The organism is Streptomyces actinomycinicus (assembly GCF_016741775.1).
Lineage (GTDB): Bacteria > Actinomycetota > Actinomycetes > Streptomycetales > Streptomycetaceae > Streptomyces > Streptomyces actinomycinicus.
This window is the reverse complement of the sequence record NZ_JAERRK010000005.1, coordinates 279,632-296,038: the sequence shown is the minus strand read 5'-3', so window position 1 is coordinate 296,038 and position 16,407 is coordinate 279,632. Positions and strand designations below refer to the sequence as shown.

The 16,407-nt window shown below is 71.5% G+C and carries 18 protein-coding genes; 3 read left to right on the top strand and 15 right to left on the bottom strand.

Annotated features, from left to right (window positions below):
• Window positions 1-7 precede the first annotated feature (7 nt).
• The 6 genes from JK359_RS13070 to JK359_RS13045 form a co-directional block, all read right to left on the bottom strand.
• Window positions 8-493: an Lrp/AsnC family transcriptional regulator gene (locus tag JK359_RS13070; RefSeq protein WP_201835174.1), complete on the bottom strand. Its 486-nt coding sequence runs from the start codon at window positions 491-493 to the stop codon at window positions 8-10.
• Window positions 494-526: 33 nt separating this feature from the next.
• Window positions 527-694, bottom strand: a complete 168-nt coding sequence (locus JK359_RS13065) for a hypothetical protein (protein ID WP_201835173.1) — start codon at window positions 692-694, stop codon at window positions 527-529.
• A 114-nt stretch (window positions 695-808) separates the two neighbouring features.
• A complete protein-coding gene (locus JK359_RS13060) occupies window positions 809-1,759 on the bottom strand; it encodes a cytochrome c oxidase assembly protein (protein ID WP_201835172.1) in 951 nt (316 codons plus the stop codon).
• A 184-nt stretch (window positions 1,760-1,943) separates the two neighbouring features.
• Window positions 1,944-2,969, bottom strand: coding sequence for a 6-phosphofructokinase (locus tag JK359_RS13055; protein ID WP_201835171.1), 1,026 nt, complete (start codon window positions 2,967-2,969; stop codon window positions 1,944-1,946).
• A gap of 201 nt (window positions 2,970-3,170) precedes the next feature.
• Window positions 3,171-3,899 (bottom strand): type 1 glutamine amidotransferase, encoded by a 729-nt coding sequence (locus JK359_RS13050; RefSeq protein WP_201835170.1) that lies wholly within the window; start codon window positions 3,897-3,899, stop codon window positions 3,171-3,173.
• A 20-nt stretch (window positions 3,900-3,919) separates the two neighbouring features.
• On the bottom strand, window positions 3,920-5,158 hold the full coding sequence (locus tag JK359_RS13045; RefSeq protein WP_201835169.1) for a Mur ligase family protein: 1,239 nt from the start codon (window positions 5,156-5,158) through the stop codon (window positions 3,920-3,922).
• A gap of 152 nt (window positions 5,159-5,310) precedes the next feature.
• Between JK359_RS13045 and def the strand changes: the two genes are divergently transcribed.
• Entirely contained in the window at window positions 5,311-5,865 is a 555-nt protein-coding gene (gene def, locus JK359_RS13040) for a peptide deformylase (RefSeq protein ID WP_201835168.1), read from the top strand.
• A 141-nt stretch (window positions 5,866-6,006) separates the two neighbouring features.
• On the opposite strand, the gene JK359_RS13035 is transcribed toward def, so the two are convergent.
• Window positions 6,007-6,651, bottom strand: a complete 645-nt coding sequence (locus tag JK359_RS13035; RefSeq protein WP_201835166.1) for a TetR/AcrR family transcriptional regulator — start codon at window positions 6,649-6,651, stop codon at window positions 6,007-6,009.
• Window positions 6,652-6,822: 171 nt separating this feature from the next.
• On the opposite strand from JK359_RS13035, the gene JK359_RS13030 reads away from it, so the two are divergent.
• On the top strand, window positions 6,823-8,052 hold the full coding sequence (locus tag JK359_RS13030; RefSeq protein WP_201835164.1) for an acyl-CoA dehydrogenase family protein: 1,230 nt from the start codon (window positions 6,823-6,825) through the stop codon (window positions 8,050-8,052).
• 92 nt (window positions 8,053-8,144) lie between these two features.
• Here JK359_RS13030 and JK359_RS13025 read toward each other — a convergent pair whose 3' ends face one another.
• The 8 genes from JK359_RS13025 to JK359_RS12990 all read right to left on the bottom strand — a co-directional run bounded on the left by JK359_RS13025 (window position 8,145) and on the right by JK359_RS12990 (window position 15,734).
• Window positions 8,145-8,666 carry a cupin domain-containing protein gene (locus JK359_RS13025; protein WP_201835162.1) on the bottom strand — a complete coding sequence of 174 codons (522 nt, stop codon included), beginning with the start codon at window positions 8,664-8,666 and terminating at the stop codon, window positions 8,145-8,147.
• 7 nt (window positions 8,667-8,673) lie between these two features.
• Complete coding sequence (locus JK359_RS13020; protein ID WP_372445401.1) at window positions 8,674-9,897, bottom strand: cytochrome P450; 1,224 nt, start codon at window positions 9,895-9,897, stop codon at window positions 8,674-8,676.
• Complete coding sequence (locus tag JK359_RS13015) at window positions 9,897-10,961, bottom strand: type III polyketide synthase (protein WP_201835160.1); 1,065 nt, start codon at window positions 10,959-10,961, stop codon at window positions 9,897-9,899. The genes JK359_RS13020 and JK359_RS13015 overlap by 1 nt, the downstream gene beginning before the upstream one ends.
• Window positions 10,962-11,208: 247 nt before the next feature.
• Window positions 11,209-11,442 carry a DUF6213 family protein gene (locus JK359_RS13010; RefSeq protein ID WP_201835159.1) on the bottom strand — a complete coding sequence of 78 codons (234 nt, stop codon included), beginning with the start codon at window positions 11,440-11,442 and terminating at the stop codon, window positions 11,209-11,211.
• A gap of 25 nt (window positions 11,443-11,467) precedes the next feature.
• Complete coding sequence (locus tag JK359_RS13005) at window positions 11,468-12,853, bottom strand: NADP-dependent succinic semialdehyde dehydrogenase (protein ID WP_201835158.1); 1,386 nt, start codon at window positions 12,851-12,853, stop codon at window positions 11,468-11,470.
• A gap of 76 nt (window positions 12,854-12,929) precedes the next feature.
• A complete protein-coding gene (locus JK359_RS13000; protein WP_201835157.1) occupies window positions 12,930-13,403 on the bottom strand; it encodes an NUDIX hydrolase in 474 nt (157 codons plus the stop codon).
• The gene (locus JK359_RS12995; protein WP_201835155.1) at window positions 13,400-14,938 is read right to left on the bottom strand and encodes an ATP-dependent DNA ligase; all 1,539 of its coding nucleotides are present in this window, start codon (window positions 14,936-14,938) and stop codon (window positions 13,400-13,402) included. The genes JK359_RS13000 and JK359_RS12995 overlap by 4 nt, the downstream gene beginning before the upstream one ends.
• Before the next feature lie 277 nt (window positions 14,939-15,215).
• Window positions 15,216-15,734, bottom strand: coding sequence for an FAD-binding protein (locus JK359_RS12990; protein ID WP_201835153.1), 519 nt, complete (start codon window positions 15,732-15,734; stop codon window positions 15,216-15,218).
• 78 nt (window positions 15,735-15,812) lie between these two features.
• Between JK359_RS12990 and JK359_RS12985 the strand changes: the two genes are divergently transcribed.
• Window positions 15,813-16,388 carry a helix-turn-helix domain-containing protein gene (locus JK359_RS12985; RefSeq protein WP_201835151.1) on the top strand — a complete coding sequence of 192 codons (576 nt, stop codon included), beginning with the start codon at window positions 15,813-15,815 and terminating at the stop codon, window positions 16,386-16,388.
• Window positions 16,389-16,407 lie beyond the last annotated feature (19 nt).

Genomic DNA, 16,407 nt, shown 5'->3' with positions numbered 1-16,407 from the left:
CTGCGGGTCACTCGGGGGCGGGCTGGGTGGCGCCCGCTTCCGGGCTTTCCGGGAGGAGGTGGGACAAGACCATCACGCTGATCGTCTTCCGGATGAACGGCTCGGCACGGATCCGCTCCAGCACCTCCTCGAAGTGCTCCACGTCCCGGGCCCGGACGTGCAGCAGCGCGTCGGCGCCGCCGGTCACCGTCATGGCGGCCGCGATCTCCGGGTGGTTGCGCACGACCTCCGCCAGACGCCGGGGCGGGGCCGCGCCCTCGCAGTACACCTCGACGTACGCCTCCGTGCGCCAGCCCAGCGCGGCAGGCTTCACCGTCGCCGTGAACCCGGTGATCACGCCGGTCTCCCGCAGCCGGTCGACCCGCCGTTTGACCGCCGTCGCGGACAGCCCGATCGCCGCGCCGATCTCGGCGAAGCTGGTCCGGGCGTTCGCCATGAGCGCGGTGATGATCTGGCGGTCCAGCTCGTCGAACGAGGGCGTCCTGCTGTTCATGCGGGCACTGTAGTCAGCCCGCGGCCGACCGGCTCAGGACTGTGTGAGCACCAGGGCGAGTGTCAGCAGCCCCAGCACCACCCAGCCGAACCACAGCCAGCCGTTGCTGCCGAGCGCGACCGTGTAGGCGGTCACGACGACCAGCCCGCCGACCGTCAGCGCCCCCATCGCCTTGGTGGAACCGTTCGTGGAACCGGGCATCGCGACACCCTCCTCTTGGTCCGTCCATGACCATGGTGCCCCGATTCCCGCCCGGGCGGGATACGGCTGCGGGCCGGAACCGGGACGGTTCCGGCCCGCAGGGGGTACGGCGGCTCAGCCCTCGCGTGCGTTCAGCGAGGCCAGATAGGCGTTGTAGGCCTCCAGCTCCTTGTCGCCGTCCCGGTCGGCGGCCCGGTCCTTGCGCTTGGCCTGCCGCTGCTCGGAGCCGTACCACTGGAACAGCAGCGCGATCAGCACCAGCACCGAGGGGATCTCGCTGAACGCCCAGGCGATACCGCCCGCCGCACTCTGGTCGGACAGCGCGTCGATGCCGAGTGAGGCCGGCGGGTGCTCGAACGTCTTCACCATGGGCGTCGTCGCCATCATCAGCGCGATGCCGAAGAAGGCGTGGAACGGCATTCCCGCGAACAGCTCCAGCATCCGCATCAGGTGACCGGGCCGGTGCGGACCCGGGTCGACACCGATGATCGGCCAGAAGAACACGACACCGACCGCGAGGAAGTGCACCATCATCGCGATGTGCCCGGCCCGCGAGCCCATCAGGAAGTCGAACATCGGGGTGAAGTACAGGGCGTACAGGCTGGCGATGAACAGCGGGATGGTGAACGCCGGGTGGGTGACGATCCGCATGTACCGGCTGTGCAGCAGCATCAGCAGCAGCTCACGCGGCCCCTTGCGGCCCCTGCCCGCGGTCGGCAGTGCGCGCAGGGCCAGCGTGACCGGGGCACCGAGCAGGATCAGGATCGGCGACAGCATGCTGATCACCATGTGCTGCACCATGTGCACGCTGAACATGACCATGCCGTAGTCGTTCAGCTTGGTGCACATCACCAGGGCGATGGTGAGCACGCCGACGACGTACGACACGGTACGCGTCACGGGCCACGCGTCCCCGCGCCGCCGCAGCCGCACCACACCCCACCCGTACAGGGCCAGCCCGGCCACACAGGCCACGAGGAAGAACGGATCCGCCGACCACTGGAGCCCGCGCCCCAGCGTGAACGGCGGCAGATCCGTCATCATGCCGTGCCCGCTGTGATCCATCCGCCGGCTCCTGTTTCGTGGGGGTTGTGCGACTTGTCCGCCCCCAAGAGTAGAACCGCCCCCGGTCACTCCTCCGACCGGGGGTCGGCTGCGGCGCGCCCCGAAAGGGGCGCGGGGAACCGTGCGACCAGCCACAAGTCACCGGCACCCGGCGACGGAACAGGCACCTCCCGGGACGAACCCCCTACAGCACGCACTCCGCCTCGTCGTACCGTTCCACGGGGACCGTCTTCAGCGTCTCCACGGCTTCCGCCAGCGGCACCGTCACGATGTCGGTCCCGCGCAGCGCCGTCATCCTGCCGAACTCGCCCCGGTGCACGGCCTCCACGGCATGCCAGCCGAAGCGGGTCGCCAGCACCCTGTCGTACGCGGTCGGCGTGCCGCCGCGCTGCACGTGTCCGAGGATGACCGGCCGGGCCTCCTTGCCGAGGCGGTGCTCCAGCTCGACCGACAGCTGCCGGGCGATCCCCGCGAAGCGCTCGTGGCCGTAGATGTCCTTGCCGCCCTCGTCGAACTCCATCGAGCCGGGCCGCGGCTTGGCGCCCTCCGCGGCGACCACGATGGCGAACCGCTTGCCCGCCTCGAACCGCTCGCCGACCTTCCGCGTCAACTCCTCGATGTCGAAGGGACGCTCGGGCACGACGATGGCGTGGGCGCCGGCGGCCATGCCGGAGTGCAGCGCGATCCAGCCGGTGTGCCGGCCCATGACCTCCACGATCAGCACACGCTGGTGGGACTCGGCGGTGGTCTTCAGCCGGTCCAGGGCCTCGGTCGCCACCGTCACCGCGGTGTCGAAGCCGAAGGTGACGTCGGTGACGGCGATGTCGTTGTCGATGGTCTTGGGTACGCCCACGATGGGCAGCCCGTTGTCCGACAGCAGCCGGGCCGCCTTCAGCGTGCCCTCACCGCCGATCGGGATGATCGCGTCCAGACCGAGTTCCGCGACATGGCCCTTGGCCCGCTCGACGCCGTCCCGCAGATGCCCGGGGCGGACCCGGGAGGAGCCGAGGATGGTGCCGCCGCGGGCCAGGATGCCGCCCACGGCGTCGAGGTCGAGCTTCAGATAGTCGCATTCCAGGAGGCCCTTCCAGCCGTCCCGGAAACCGATGACCTCGTCGCCGTGGTCGGCGACGGCACGGTGCACGACGGACCGGATGACGGCGTTCAGACCGGGGCAGTCTCCGCCGGACGTGAGGACACCAATGCGCATAGCCCGAATTACCTTCTCAACGTGGGCCGGGTAACCGGACCACGTTGTCCGGCGGATTCCCGGCCACCCTACCGGCGTCTGGGGGTGGCTCCGTAGCGGGCGTCCGCCTGCTGGACGCGCCCGCACATGTGAGCGGACGGGCCGTCAGGCGGGCCCGCCACGAGCCTGCCGGACCACGTTGAAATCGCGCTGAAATGCGGGTTACGCCGGCTGCTGCGCCGCCGCGATGCGCTCGTCGCGCAGCGCCTCGTACCACCGGTCGTCGATCGGCGGCAGCGCGTTGACGTCGAGCGCCAGCTTCAGCAGCAGATCGGCGATCAGCGGGTTGCGGGCGAGGACCGGACCGTGCATGTACGTGCCGAACACGGTCCCGTTGTACGCGCCCTCCGTGCCGTCCCCGGTGCCGTTGCCCTTGCCGATCTTCACCCGGGCGAACGGGCGGGCCGTCGGCCCGAGATGGGTGACGCCCTGGTGGTTCTCGAAGCCCGTCAGCTGGGGGAGACCCAGCTGCGGGTCGATGTCGGCGAGCACGTCACCGACGCACCGCTCGCCCTCACCGCGCACGGACACCACGTCGAGCAGGCCGAGGCCCGGCTCGCGCTGGCCGAGGTCGTTGATGAACTCGTGGCCGAGGATCTGGTAGCCCGCGCAGACCGAGAACACGATGGCGCCGTTCTCCACCGCCCGGTGCAGATGACCGTCGCGGCGCAGCCGCTCGGCCGCGAGCCGCTGCGGCCGGTCCTCGCCGCCGCCGATCAGGTAGATGTCGCCGGAGGTCGGGATCGGCTGGTCGCTGCGCACGTCGAGCCGGGCCACGTCCAGGCCGCGCTGCCGGGCCCGCCGTTCCACGACGAGCGCGTTGCCCTGGTCGCCGTAGGTGCTCAGCAGGTCCGGGTAGATCCACACCAGCCGCAGTTGGTTGTCGCTCATGAGTGATCGCCCTTCGAAGATCAGTTGCCGACGCGGCGGCGCAGGTCCTGGAACGCGGTGTAGTTCGCGATGACCTCGATCCGGCCCGGCGGGCACATCTGCACGGCCTGGTCGAGGTTCTCGCAGACCTGGAAGTGCTGGTTGGCGACCTCCAGACGGACGGCGAGGTCCAGCTTCCGGTCACCGATGACGAAGATCGGGTGGCCGGTCAGCCGGGTGTAGTCGACGTCCCACAGCCAGGAGGTGTCGGTGCCGTCGGCTCCGCGCGCGTTCACGGACAGGATCACCGGGGCGGGCGCGGGGTCGATGAGGGAGAACGTCTCGAGCCAGCCGGCCGGGTTCTTGGCCAGCAGCAGCCGGAGGTCGCGGTTCTCGAACTGGACGACGTCGTAGCGTCCGGCCACGGCCTGCACCTGGTACATCCGCTCCAGGGCGACCTGCGGCGGCACCCCGAAGACCGCGGCGACGGCCGCGGAGCTGGCCGCGTTCGCCTTGTTGGCGCGGCCGGGCAGCTGCAGGTGGATCGGCCAGGCGGACCCGTGCGGGTCGAGCACGTGGTCGCCGGAGAGCGCCCAGGTCGGCGTGGGCCGGCGGAAGCCGCACTCACCGCAGAACCAGTCGTCGCCGGGGCGCTGCATGACGCCACCGCACGACGGGCAGGACCAGGCGTCGTCCTTCCACATCTGTCCGGCTGCGACCCAGATCACATTCGCGGAGGACGACGCGGCCCACACGACCAGCGGGTCGTCGCAGTTGGCGACGACGACGGCCTTGGAGCCGGCCAGGCCCTCGCGCCAGTTCTCGGCGAGCATCCGGGTCTCGGCCGCGCGGTCCAGCTGGTCGCGGGAGAGGTTCAGCAGGGCGATGCACTTCGGGTCGGTGTCCCGGGCCACGCCGGCCAGGTACTTCTCGTCGACCTCGATGACGCCGAACTTCGCCTCGGAACCGCCCGCCAGGGCGGAGGTGATGCCCGCAGGCATGTTGGCGCCGAGCGCGTTCGACACGACCGGGCCCGCTGCGCGCAGGGCCTCGGCGATGAGCCGGGTGGTCGTGGTCTTGCCGTTCGTGGCGGACACCAGGACGACGTCCAGGTTCTGGGCGAGCCGCCCGAGCAGATCGGGGTCGAGCCTGAGCGCGATCCGGCCACCGATCACCGACCCGCTGCCGCGTCCCGCGGCCCGCGATGCCGCAGCGACCGCCTTGCCCGCGGTCACGGCCAGCTTGGCCCGCGGCGAGAGCGGGTCCGAGTTGCCTGCCATCAGTTCTCGATCCTCCTTGCGTACGCGCCGCGCCTGGGGCCATCCGGCTACGTGGTGTGAACCTCAGCCTATCGAGATCCATTCGCACACCCGAATCCCGGCCCATACCTTCGGCGGCGGGCATGAGCTGAAGGAACCGTACCCTTGCCGCCATGCGACACGGTTCCATTCCGGGCGCCCACGGGCGCGTCCGGCCCCTGACCCTGCTCGGCGACGCTCCGCTGCGCGAGCAATGCCGGGAAGTCACCGACTTCGGCCCCGGGCTGGCGGACCTCGTGGAGGACTTGTTCGCCACGATGTACGCGGCGCAGGGGGTGGGCCTGGCCGCGAACCAGATCGGGGTCGATCTGCGGGTCTTCGTCTACGACTGTCCCGACGACGAGGACGTCCGTCACCTCGGCCATGTGGTCAACCCCCGCCTGGTGGAGACGGACGGGATCGTCGTCAGGGGCCCGGAGGGCTGTCTGTCCCTGCCGGGTCTGGAGGCGGGCACGGAACGGTACGACCATGCCGTGGTGGAGGGCTTCACGGTGACGGGGGAGCCGGTCACGGTGCACGGCACCGGGTTCTTCGCCAGGTGCCTGCAACACGAGTGCGACCACCTGGCGGGCCGGGTGTACGCGGACCACCTGACGGGATGGCGCAGGCGAAGACTGGACAGGCGGATCGCCCGAGCTGCGTGGCACCGGGGGACCGGCCCCGCCTGAGGCCACCCGGCGCACCGCGCGACGAGCCCCCGCGCGCACCGACGGTCCGCGCCGAGCCCCGCGCACCGACGGTCCGCGCCAAGACCCCGTGCAGCGACGGTCCGCGACGAACCCCGCGCACCCGCCGTCGAGGGGACGGTGTCAGAACCCCGGGCCTCCGACCCTGTCGCCAGCGGCCGCGAGGCGCCCCCACAGCAGATCGGCGAGGGACCGCACCAACTCGGCGCGGGAGCACGGCCGTTCGCCCAGCCACCAGTCCCCGGCGGCATGCATCATCCCGACGATCCCGTGTCCCCAGACCCGGGCCAGCTGCTGGCTCTCCGGACCCAGGTCCACCCGCTCCTCGATGACCTGGGCCAGCTCCTCGCCCATCCTGCGCAGCAGCGGTGCGGAGTGCTTGCCGACGTCGAACCCGTGGTCGCCGCCCGCGCTCCCCTCCGCCGGGTGCATGAGGAACCGGTACACCTGGGGCCGGGCCTCGATCGCGGCGAGGTAGGTGTCCAGCGTGGACTCGACCCGTTCGCGCCGTTCGGCGGGAGCGTCGAGCGCCGCCCGCAGTGAGGCGAGCAGCGCGTCGGTGTGCCGCTTGGCGAGTGCCGCGTACAGACCGCCCTTGTCGCCGAAGTGCCGGTAGAGGATCGGCTTGGTGATGCCGGCCTCCGCCGCGATGGCGTTCATCGACGCCTGCGGGCCGTCGCGCAGCACCACCCGGTCGGCGGCCTCCAGCAGCTCGCGCCGTCGGCGGTCGGCGGACCGCTGCTGATCGGTCCGCTGCGTGGTGTCCATGTGCTCTCCCCACCCGTGCTGATTCGGTGACGCCTGCGCAAACTAACACTGCCCGGGCCCCTGACATCGAACGGGCTGCCGAGGTGTCATCGACGGTTGACTTTTCCTACCGGGCGGTAACAGACTCGGGTTACCGCTAGTAACATTGCACGTGCCGCCGCTGGAGGGGACATGGCCGAGTTCACCATGGAGCTGAACGACGAACAGAGGGAAGTCCGGGACTGGCTCCATGGCTTCGCCGCGGACGTGATCCGTCCCGCCGCCGCCGAGTGGGACGAGCGCGAGGAGACGCCCTGGCCGGTCATCCAGGAGGCTGCGAAGGTCGGCATCTACTCCCTCGACTTCTACGCACAGCAGTACTTCGACCCCACCGGGCTCGGCATCCCGATGGCGATGGAGGAGCTGTTCTGGGGCGACGCGGGCATCGCCCTCTCCATTGTGGGCACCGGTCTCGCCGCCGTGGGCGTCCTCGCCAACGGAACCGAGGAGCAGATCGGCACCTGGATCCCCCAGATGTACGGTGACCAGAACGACGTCAAGGTCGCCGCGTTCTGCTCCTCCGAGCCCGACGCCGGCTCCGACGTGGCCTCCATGCGTACCCGTGCCGTGTACGACGAGGCCAAGGACGAGTGGGTGATCAACGGCACGAAGACCTGGGCGACCAACGGCGGCATCGCCAACGTCCACGTCGTCGTCGCGGTCGTCGACCCGGAGCTGGGCTCCAAGGGCCACGCCTCCTTCATCGTCCCGCCGGGCACGCCGGGCCTCACCCAGGGCCAGAAGTTCAAGAAGCACGGCATCCGCGCCTCGCACACCGCTGAGGTCGTGCTGGAGAACGTCCGCGTTCCCGGTTCCTGTCTGCTCGGCGGCAAGGAGAAGCTGGACGAGCGGCTCGCCCGGGCCCGGGAGAAGGCGAAGGCCTCCGGCGGCGAGCGTGTGAAGAACGCGGCGATGGCGACCTTCGAGGCGTCACGGCCGGCCGTGGGCGCCATGGCCGTCGGCACCGCCCGGGCCGCGTACGAGGTGGCCCTGGAGTACGCCACGACCCGTGAGCAGTTCGGCCGGCCGATCATCGACAACCAGGGGGTCGCCTTCCAGCTGGCGGACATGCGGACGCAGATCGACGCCGCCCGGCTGCTGGTGTGGCGCGCCTCGTGGATGGCGGTCAACGGCAAGCCCTTCACCGCGGCCGAGGGGTCGATGTCGAAGCTGTTCGCGAGCGAGACCGCGAAGAAGGTCACCGCACAGGCGATCCAGATCCTGGGCGGCAACGGCTACACCCGCGAGTACCCCGTCGAGCGGATGCACCGGGACTCCGCGATCTACACCATCTTCGAGGGCACGAGTGAGATCCAGCGGCTCGTCATCGCGCGGACGCTGGCGGGGATGCCGATCCGCTAGGGCCGCGGGGGTGCTGCGCGATCCGGTCGCGAGGCCGCCGGCGGTCTCCCGCGCAGCACCCCGCGGCCCCGCGGCCCCGCGGCCGCTCGGGCTCACCGGTGCCTGAGCGGAGTGAGCTGCTCGATGTCGTACTTCGCCCGCAGCGCCTCGATGGCCTCCTGGTCCGGAGGGCCCCCGTTGCCCAGGATCTCCAGCAGCTCCTCGAAGTAGCGCTCGTGGTCCGGCGGGGGAGCGGCCTGGAAGAACATCTTCGCCGGGGCGTCCGTGGGGTTGGCGAAGGCGTGGGGGCAGCCCGGTGGCACGACGATGACCGTGCCCGGTGTCGCGCGGACCACCCGGCTGCCCGAAACCGACTCCCACTTCTGCCAGTTGTCCGGGGTGCGCACGCGCGGCTCGAAGGCCAGCACGTCCAGCTCGCCCTCGAGTACGTAGAACAACTCCTCGCTGCGCGTGTGGACATGGGCGCCCACGTCGAAGCCGGGCGGGACGTCCACCTCGAAGGTGGAGGCCATGCGGGAGTGCGTTCCGGTCACCTTGAACGTCACCCGCTGGGCCGGCGTCTCGACGACGCGGCCGTGGCCCGGTGGCACGTACAGTCCTTCGGTCTCTGTCATGGGCAGCTCACCAGGTCACGGGCAGGGCCTCGGGGCCCCGGATCAGTGCGCCCTTCCTGAAGGCGACCTGATCGGCCGGCACGGCCAGTCTCAGGCCCGGGACCCGGTCCAGCAGGGCGTCCATCAGGAGTTCCTCCTCCAGCCGGGCCAGCATGCCGCCGGGGCAGTAGTGCGGGCCGAAGCCGAACGCGACATGCGGGTTGGGGCTGCGGGAGAAGTCGAGGGTCTCCGGTTCCGGGAAGACCTCGGGGTCGCGGTTGGCGGCCAGGTAGGAGACGTAGACCGGGTCTCCGGCGCGGATGCGGACCCCGCCGATGTCCACGTCCTGCACGGCGATCCGGCACAGCCCGACCGCGTTCCGGTGCGGGATGTACCGCAGCAGCTCGTCGATGGCCGGCCGGCGGATCTCCGGCTCGGCGCGCAGCCGTGCCACCAGCGCGGGGCGGGTCAGCAGCAGGTAGAACATCTGCCCGCTGTTGTTGGTGACCGCCTCGCCGCCGATCTGGAGCAGCACGGCGAGGCCGACGGCCTCGTCCAGGGTGACCTCGCCCCGGCCCACCGCGGCACCCAGCAGTGAGGTGACGTCCTCACCCGTGCTGTTCTCGCGCAGCCCGATCAGGTCGGAGAAGTACGCCGCCATCTCACGCTTGGCCGTCTCGCTGATCTCCTTGCCGTGCGCGGCGGAGAGGATCAGCTGGGTCCAGTTGTGCATGCTGTGCCGGTCGCCCGCCGGGACGCCCATCAGCTCGCAGATGACCGCGATGGGGAACGGGCTGAGCACCGCCGCCGTCAGGTCGGCGGGCGGCCCGCCGTCCAGCAGGTCGTCGACCAGCTCGTCCAGCATCCCGCGCGCCCTCGCCCGCACCCGCTCCACGCCCTTCGCGGTGAGGGCGGCGGCCACGGAACGGCGCAGCCGGGTGTGGTCCGGCGGGTCCAGGAAGCCGACCGCGCCCGGGGCGGGGATGAAGTGCGGGGCGAGCCGGGTGACCGGCCTGGCCACCACCGCCTCACGGCTGAAGCGGGGGTCGTTGGTCACCGTGCGCACGTCGTCGTACCGGGTGACCAGCCAGGCCCAGCCGTCGCCGTTGGGCAACTGGACGCGGGTGACCGGGCCCTCGGCCATCAGCTCGGCCAGCACCGGGTCGAAGTCGGTGCCGTTGAGGTCGAGCGCGGGCCAGTGCCGGATCGGGGGCAGGGCCGGCAGGGCGCCGGGGGCCGCCGTCTCGTCGATCACCGGGCGTCTCCGTCCATGGTGGCCCAGCGGCCCACCGTCATCTCGGCGGTGATGCCGGGGCCGAACCCGGCGAGCATGCCGCGGGCCCGGTCGCCGGGGCCGCCCTCCTCGAACAGCCGGCGCAGCGCGTCCAGGACCACCGCGCTCGCGATGTTGCCGTACTCGGTCAGCGTGGCGCGGCTGAACCGGAAGGCGTGCGGGTCGACCTCCAGGAACTTGCTGAGGTCGTCGAGTATGCGGGGCCCGCCCGCATGGATGATGTAGAAGTCCAGGTCGGACGCGTCCCAGCCGTGCGTGCCCGCCAGGTCCCGCAGCGCCGGGGCGAGCGGCTCCATCGTCGTGGGCACCCGCTTGTCGAGCAGGAAGTGGAAGCCGGTCGCCCGGACGTCGTAGGCGATCCAGTCCTCGGTCTTCGGGATCAGGTACGAGCTGTTGCGCTCCAGCTGGACGCCGGTGCCGCCGTTGCCGCGGACCACCGCCGCGGCGACGCCGTCGCCGAACAGGCCGTTGGAGAGCAGCGATCCGACCCCGAGGTCGGTGGGCTGGTAGCACAGCGAGCAGAACTCGCAGGCCACGATGAGCGCGTTGGCGTTCGGGTAGGCCTCGCAGAAGTCGTGGGCCCGGTTGATCGCCGCACCGCCGGCCGCGCACCCCAGCTGGGCGATCGGGAGCTGACGGGTGGTGCTCTCGAAGTCCATCTCGTTGATCAGCCACGCCGTGAGCGACGGCATCATGAAGCCCGTGCACGACACGTAGATGATCACGTCGATGTCGCTGGTGAGCAGCTCGGCGTCGTCCAGCGCCCGCTGGATCACCGCGGGGACCCGGGCCTTGGCCTCGGCCTCGTAGAGCTTGTTGCGCTCCTCGAAGCCCGGGTGCTTGAGGGTCTCCTCGATGGGCTGCACGATGTGCCGGGTCTTCACGCCCGTGTTCTCGATCAGCCGCAGAGCGAGCCCCAGTTGCGGGTGGTCGGCGTGACGGGAACGCGCCAGTTCCAGCGTGTCCTCCATCGTGATCACGTGCTCCGGGACCGACACCGAGGGCCTGCACAAAGTCGCCATGAACCGTCCCTGCTTTCCGGTTGCCGGCAGGGTTTCGCCCGCCGGCCAGTAGGTGGTTCACCTCTTTGGGTGCTACACCCACCGTCACCCGGGAGGACGATGATCTCCCGTTGGGTTACTCCGAACCGGGGACCCCGGGTCGGGCTCGAAGGGCGGTTTCTGCGGCCGGACGAGGGAAAACGCGCCTGGTGACGTTAGGGCCACGCGGGGAGGGCCCGGGCAGCTGCGACGCGGTCCGGCGGTGCCGTCACGGCGCTCCGCTGCTGTGCGCGATGCAGGCCACGTCGATGCGATCCGCCAGCTTCGCCAGCTCGATGGTCAGAGCGGCGACGGTGTCCTCGTCGAGCCGCTGCTCCCCGTCCTCGACGAGATGCAGCCACCGCGCACCGACGGTCCGCAGCAACTTACTCACGTCGGCCGCGGCGACCTGCAGGGCGCCGCGGTCGTCGACGATCAGAGGCAGGGTCACTTCGCGGTTCACAAATGGGATGGTAGCCCCGCAGTGCTCACGCACCCTGCCAAACCGTGGTGATGTTGCAGAACTCCCGGATACCGTGCCCGGACAGCTCACGCCCGTACCCCGAGCGCTTCACACCACCGAACGGGAACGCCGGGTGCGAGGCGGTCATCCCGTTCACGTAGACCGCGCCCGCCTCCAGGTCCCGCGCGAACCGCTCCACCTCGTTCTCGTCCCGCGTCCACGCGTTCGAACTCAGGCCGAACGGGGAGTCGTTGGCGATCAGGACCGCCTCGTCAAGATCGCCGGCCCGGTACAGCGTGGCGACCGGCCCGAACGCCTCCTCCCGGTGGATGCGCATCTCCCTGGTGATGCCGGCGAGCACGGTCGGCGGGTAGTACCAGCCGGGTCCGTCCGGCCGCTGTCCGCCGCACAGCACCTGGGCGCCGCTGCGCTTCGCGTCGTCGACCAGTTCCTCCACGTCCTTGCGCCCCTGCTCGCTGGCGAGCGGTCCGATCTCGGTGTCCTCCTCCAGCGGGTCACCGGTCCTGAGGGCCTCCATGCCCGCGACGAACTTCTCGGCGAAGGCGTCGTAGACGTCGGTGTGCACGATGAACCGCTTGGCGGCGATGCAGGACTGACCGTTGTTCTGCACCCGCGCGGTCACCGCGACCGCGGCCGCCCGGTCGAGGTCGGCGGAGGGCATGACGACAAAGGGATCGCTGCCGCCCAGCTCCAGCACCGTCTTCTTGATCATCTCCCCGGAGGTGGAGGCGACCGCCCGGCCCGCGGGCTCGCTGCCGGTGAGGGTGGCCGCCTTGACACGGTCGTCGCGCAGGACGTCGTCCACCGCGCCCGAGCCGATCAGCAGCGTCTGGAAGCAGCCCTCCTGGAACCCCGCCCGGTGGAAGAGGTCCTCCAGGTAAAGAGCCGTCTGGGGAACGTTGGAGGCGTGCTTGAGCAGCCCCACGTTGCCCGCCATCAGGGCGGGCGCGGCGAACCGGACCACCTGCCAGAGGGGGAAGTTCCAGGGCATCACCGCGAGGACCGGACCGAGCGGGCGGTAGCGGACCCGCACCCGGCTGGCACCCGAGTCCCGCACGTCCGACTCGGCGGGCTCCTCGTCGGCCAGCAGCCGCTCGGCGTTGGCGGCGTACCAGCGCATCGCCTTGGCACACTTCGCGGCCTCGGCGCGGGCCTGCTTGACCGGCTTGCCCATCTCGGTGGTCATGACCCGGCCGATCTCCTGCTGGTCCTCGTCCAGCAGATCGGCGGCCTTGTTCAGCAGCAGGGCGCGGTCGGCGAACGCGGTCGTCCGGTACGTGCGGAACGTGGCCTCGGCGAGCTGGAGCCGGCGTTCCAGCTCCTCCTCACCCATGGGCTCGTACGTCTTGAGCGTCTCGCCGTTCGCCGGGTTCACCGTTGCGATGGGCATGGCTGACCTCCCTGGGAGCGGGCTTGTCTCGACCTTCGCGCGCGGCCCGGCAAGTCGCAACGCGACGGTCCCCCGCTCAGCCCGAGTGCTCCGCCAGCCGGTCGAGAAACGCCGCCTGGGCCGTGACGATCACCGCACGGGCCCGGTCCAGACCGAGCCACGCCACCCGGTCCAGCTCCGGGAACTCCTGTGTCCGGCCGGACCGCGGCGGCCACTCCATGGTGAAGGTGCCCGGCTCGATCGTCTCCGGGTCGAGGTCGGCCTCCACCGCCCACGCCGTGACGATCTTGCCGTTGGACTGCACGACCTCGCCGAGCGGTACGGCCTCCCCGTCGGGCGGCGCCAGCCCCAGCTCCTCGCGGAACTCCCGGCGGGCCGCCTCCCAGGCCGGCTCGCCGGGTTCGTACTCGCCCTTCGGCACGGTCCACGCCCCGGCGTCCTTCTTCATGAAGAAGGGGCCGCCCATGTGGCCGAGCAACACCTCCAGGCCCTCGTCGGTGTGCCGGAACAGCAGCAGTCCCGCGCTGCGCTTCGTCGTCCGTACCGTCACGGCTTGACCTCCGGATGGGCCGACAGCAGGGCCTCCACCGTATCCGCCTCCTCGGCGCGCTTGTCCTCGCGGTAGCGGACCACCCGGGCGAAGCGCAGGGTGACGCCGGCCGGGTACCGGCTGGAGCGCTGGAGGCCGTCGTAGGCGATCTCCACGACGAGTTCGGGACGCACCCGCACCCCCCAGCCGGTCTCCTCGACGGCAAGCTCCGAGAGCCGCTCGGTCTGCCAGGCGAGCATCGCGTCGGTCATGCCCTTGAAGGTCTTGCCGAGCATGGCGAAGGTGCCGTCCGCGGTGCGGGCGCCCAGGTGGAGGTTGGAGAGCCTGCCCGTGCGGCGGCCGTGGCCCCACTCGGCGGCCAGCACCACAAGGTCGAGCGTGTGCACGGGCTTGACCTTCAGCCAAGAGGCACCGCGCCGTCCCGCGCTGTACGGCGCGTCCAGGGCCTTGACCACGACCCCCTCGTGGCCCCGGGCCAGGGTGTCGGCGAGGAAGCGTTCCGCCTCCGGGGTGTCCTCCGGCCCGGCGGCGACCGTACGGCGCACCCGCATCGGCTCCGGCACCAGCCGGGCCAGCTCCGCGTGCCGGTCGGCGAAGGGCAGGTCGAGCAGGTCGTGGCCGTCGACGGACAGGGCGTCGAAGAAGACGGGGGAGACCGGGGTCTCCTCGGCGGCCTTCGCCACGTCCGTCCGGGAGCCCACCCGGCCGGCCGTGTCCTGGAAGGAGCGGGGCCGGCCCGCCGCGTCGAACGAGATCACCTCGCCGTCCAGGATGAACCGCTCGCCCCGCAACCGCAGTGCCGCCGCCGTCACTTCGGGCAGCCGGTCGGTGATGTCGTCCAGGGTGCGGGTGTGCACCTGTACCGTGTCGCCGTCCCGGTGGACCTGGACCCGGATGCCGTCCAGCTTCTCCTCCACCGCGCAGGCGCCCAGCTTCTCCACCGCCTCGGCGACCGACGACGCGCTGTGCGCCAGCATCGGCAGCACCGGGCGGCCGACGGTCAGCCGGAACCGCTCCAGCGCGCCGGGACCGTCGCCGAGCAGCGCCTGCGCCACCGTCTGCAGTGAGCCGGCGAGCATCACGGCCCGCCGTACGTCCGCCGGGCCCGCGCCGGTCGCCCGGGCCAGCCCCTCCACCGCGACCGCGTCCAGGGCGCCCTGCCGGACCTCGCCGGTGAGCAGGCCGAGCAGGAAGCGCTGCTCCTCCTCGGTGGCCGCCGCCATCAGCTCGCCGACGATCCGGGCCCGCTCCGTCTGGGAACCGGGTCCGGACACCTTGCCCAGTTCGGTGAGCCGGGCGTCGACCTCGGCGACGGTCAGCGTGGGCACGGCGGCGGGCGGGACCCGGCGGCCGAGCACCTTCCAGCCGACTCCCAGCCGGCCCTGCGGCAGCCGTCCGGCCAGGTAGGGGATGACGATCGGCACGTCGTCCGCCTCCGCGTCCCGGAACAGCTGAGCGAGCAGCTCCGTCTTGCGGGACCGGGCCGCCGTGGCGGCGACCTCCCGGGACACCTCGGCCAACCGGGTCAGCAGCATGCAGTCATGGTGCCTCAGGGCTCCGCCGGATGCGCCGTTCTCCGGGTGCCGGTGCGTCGTGCGGTGCGGGTGCGGGTGCCGGGTGCCGGGTGCCGGGTGCCGGGTGCGGGGTGCGGGTGCGGATGCGGGTGCCGGGTGCGTCGTGAGGTGCGGGTGCGTGGTGGCTTGTCGCGCAGTTCCTCGCGCCCCTGTGGGGGCTGGGGTGTGTGTCTTGTGCGGGTGGGTGGTGGCCTGTCGCGCAGTTCCTCGCGCCCCTGTGGGGGCCGGGGGTGCGCGGTCAGGGGGTGCCTTTGTCCAGGCCGGTGTAGAGGAGGTCGCCGTTGATCGCCGCGCCGGCCCGGTGGCCGCGGTCGGCTGCGTTGATCACCTGCTCGGCGAAGCCGCTCACGTTGCCCGCGGCCCACAGGCCGGGCACGCTCGTCAGGCCCCGTTCGTCGATCACCGGGTAGCTGCCGAACGGCGTTTCGCGCATCTCGGCGCCCAGGCCGTGCCGGGCCCGTACGGTACGGCCGCTCGCGAGGACCACGGTGAAGCCCTCGCCGCCGGTCGCGTCCACCACCCGGTCCCGGACCAGCTGCACCCCGTACCGGGCGGTCTCCTCCCGCCCCACGGCCAGGAACTCGGCCGGGGACATGCCGTCCCGGGACAGGTAGCCCTGCATGTGGGCGGACGGCGCGTTGCGTGGTTCGCCGGCGTCGACGACCAGGGTGCGGCGCCGGGCCCGCCCGAGTACCAGCGCGGCGGACAGCCCGGCCGCACCGCCCCCGACGACGACCACTTCCCAGCTCTCGGTCATGGTGACCACCTCCGCCGCCGACGGTCGCCCAGCCGGTGCCGCATTGACAAACTCCGTTGCCGAATCTGCAATACGGGTATGAGTACCGACGACGTTCTCGCCGAGGTGGGCCCGCGGCTGCGGCGGATCCGGAAGGAGCGGGAAGTGACCCTGGCGGCGCTGTCCGAGTCCACCGGCATCTCCGTCAGCACCCTCTCCCGGCTGGAGTCCGGCCTGCGCAAACCCAGCCTGGAGCTGCTGCTGCCCATCGCCCAGGCCCACCAGGTCCCGCTGGACGAACTGGTCGGCGCCCCGCCGGTCGGCGACCCCCGGGTGCGGGCCAAGCCGATCGTGCGGCACGGCCGGACGATGTATCCGCTGACCCGCCAGCCGGGCGGGCTGCAGGCCTACAAGGTGGTCGAGCCGCAGCGGACGGCCGAGCCGGACCCGCGGACCCACGAGGGCTATGAGTGGCTGTACGTGCTGGCCGGGCGGCTGCGGCTGGTGCTCGGTCAGCACGATGTGGTGCTGACCGCGGGGGAGGCGGCCGAGTTCGACACGCGCGTCCCGCACTGGTTCGGGTCGGCCGGGGAAGGGCCGGTGGAGTTCCTGAGCCTGTTCGGGCCCCAGGGGGAGCGGATGCACGTACGGGCGCGGCCTACGTCCCGGAAGTGACGGCGGAGGACTGTTCCCT

Bases quoted from the DNA above. Each gene is read 5' to 3' on its own strand.
- JK359_RS12985 (WP_201835151.1), top strand. From the start codon at position 15,813: ATGAGTACCGACGACGTTCTCGCCGAGGTGGGCCCGCGGCTGCGGCGG.
- JK359_RS13045 (WP_201835169.1), bottom strand. From the start codon at position 5,158: ATGGCAGGCAACTCGGACCCGCTCTCGCCGCGGGCCAAGCTGGCCGTG.
- JK359_RS13005 (WP_201835158.1), bottom strand. From the start codon at position 12,853: ATGCCCATCGCAACGGTGAACCCGGCGAACGGCGAGACGCTCAAGACG.
- JK359_RS13055 (WP_201835171.1), bottom strand. From the start codon at position 2,969: ATGCGCATTGGTGTCCTCACGTCCGGCGGAGACTGCCCCGGTCTGAAC.
- JK359_RS13070 (WP_201835174.1), bottom strand. From the start codon at position 493: ATGAACAGCAGGACGCCCTCGTTCGACGAGCTGGACCGCCAGATCATC.
- JK359_RS12995 (WP_201835155.1), bottom strand. From the start codon at position 14,938: ATGCTGCTGACCCGGTTGGCCGAGGTGTCCCGGGAGGTCGCCGCCACG.
- JK359_RS13050 (WP_201835170.1), bottom strand. From the start codon at position 3,899: ATGAGCGACAACCAACTGCGGCTGGTGTGGATCTACCCGGACCTGCTG.
- JK359_RS13065 (WP_201835173.1), bottom strand. From the start codon at position 694: ATGCCCGGTTCCACGAACGGTTCCACCAAGGCGATGGGGGCGCTGACG.
- JK359_RS13015 (WP_201835160.1), bottom strand. From the start codon at position 10,961: ATGGCGACTTTGTGCAGGCCCTCGGTGTCGGTCCCGGAGCACGTGATC.
- JK359_RS13060 (WP_201835172.1), bottom strand. From the start codon at position 1,759: ATGGATCACAGCGGGCACGGCATGATGACGGATCTGCCGCCGTTCACG.
- JK359_RS12990 (WP_201835153.1), bottom strand. From the start codon at position 15,734: ATGACCGAGAGCTGGGAAGTGGTCGTCGTCGGGGGCGGTGCGGCCGGG.
- JK359_RS13035 (WP_201835166.1), bottom strand. From the start codon at position 6,651: ATGGACACCACGCAGCGGACCGATCAGCAGCGGTCCGCCGACCGCCGA.
- JK359_RS13025 (WP_201835162.1), bottom strand. From the start codon at position 8,666: ATGACAGAGACCGAAGGACTGTACGTGCCACCGGGCCACGGCCGCGTC.
- JK359_RS13030 (WP_201835164.1), top strand. From the start codon at position 6,823: ATGGCCGAGTTCACCATGGAGCTGAACGACGAACAGAGGGAAGTCCGG.
- def (WP_201835168.1), top strand. From the start codon at position 5,311: ATGCGACACGGTTCCATTCCGGGCGCCCACGGGCGCGTCCGGCCCCTG.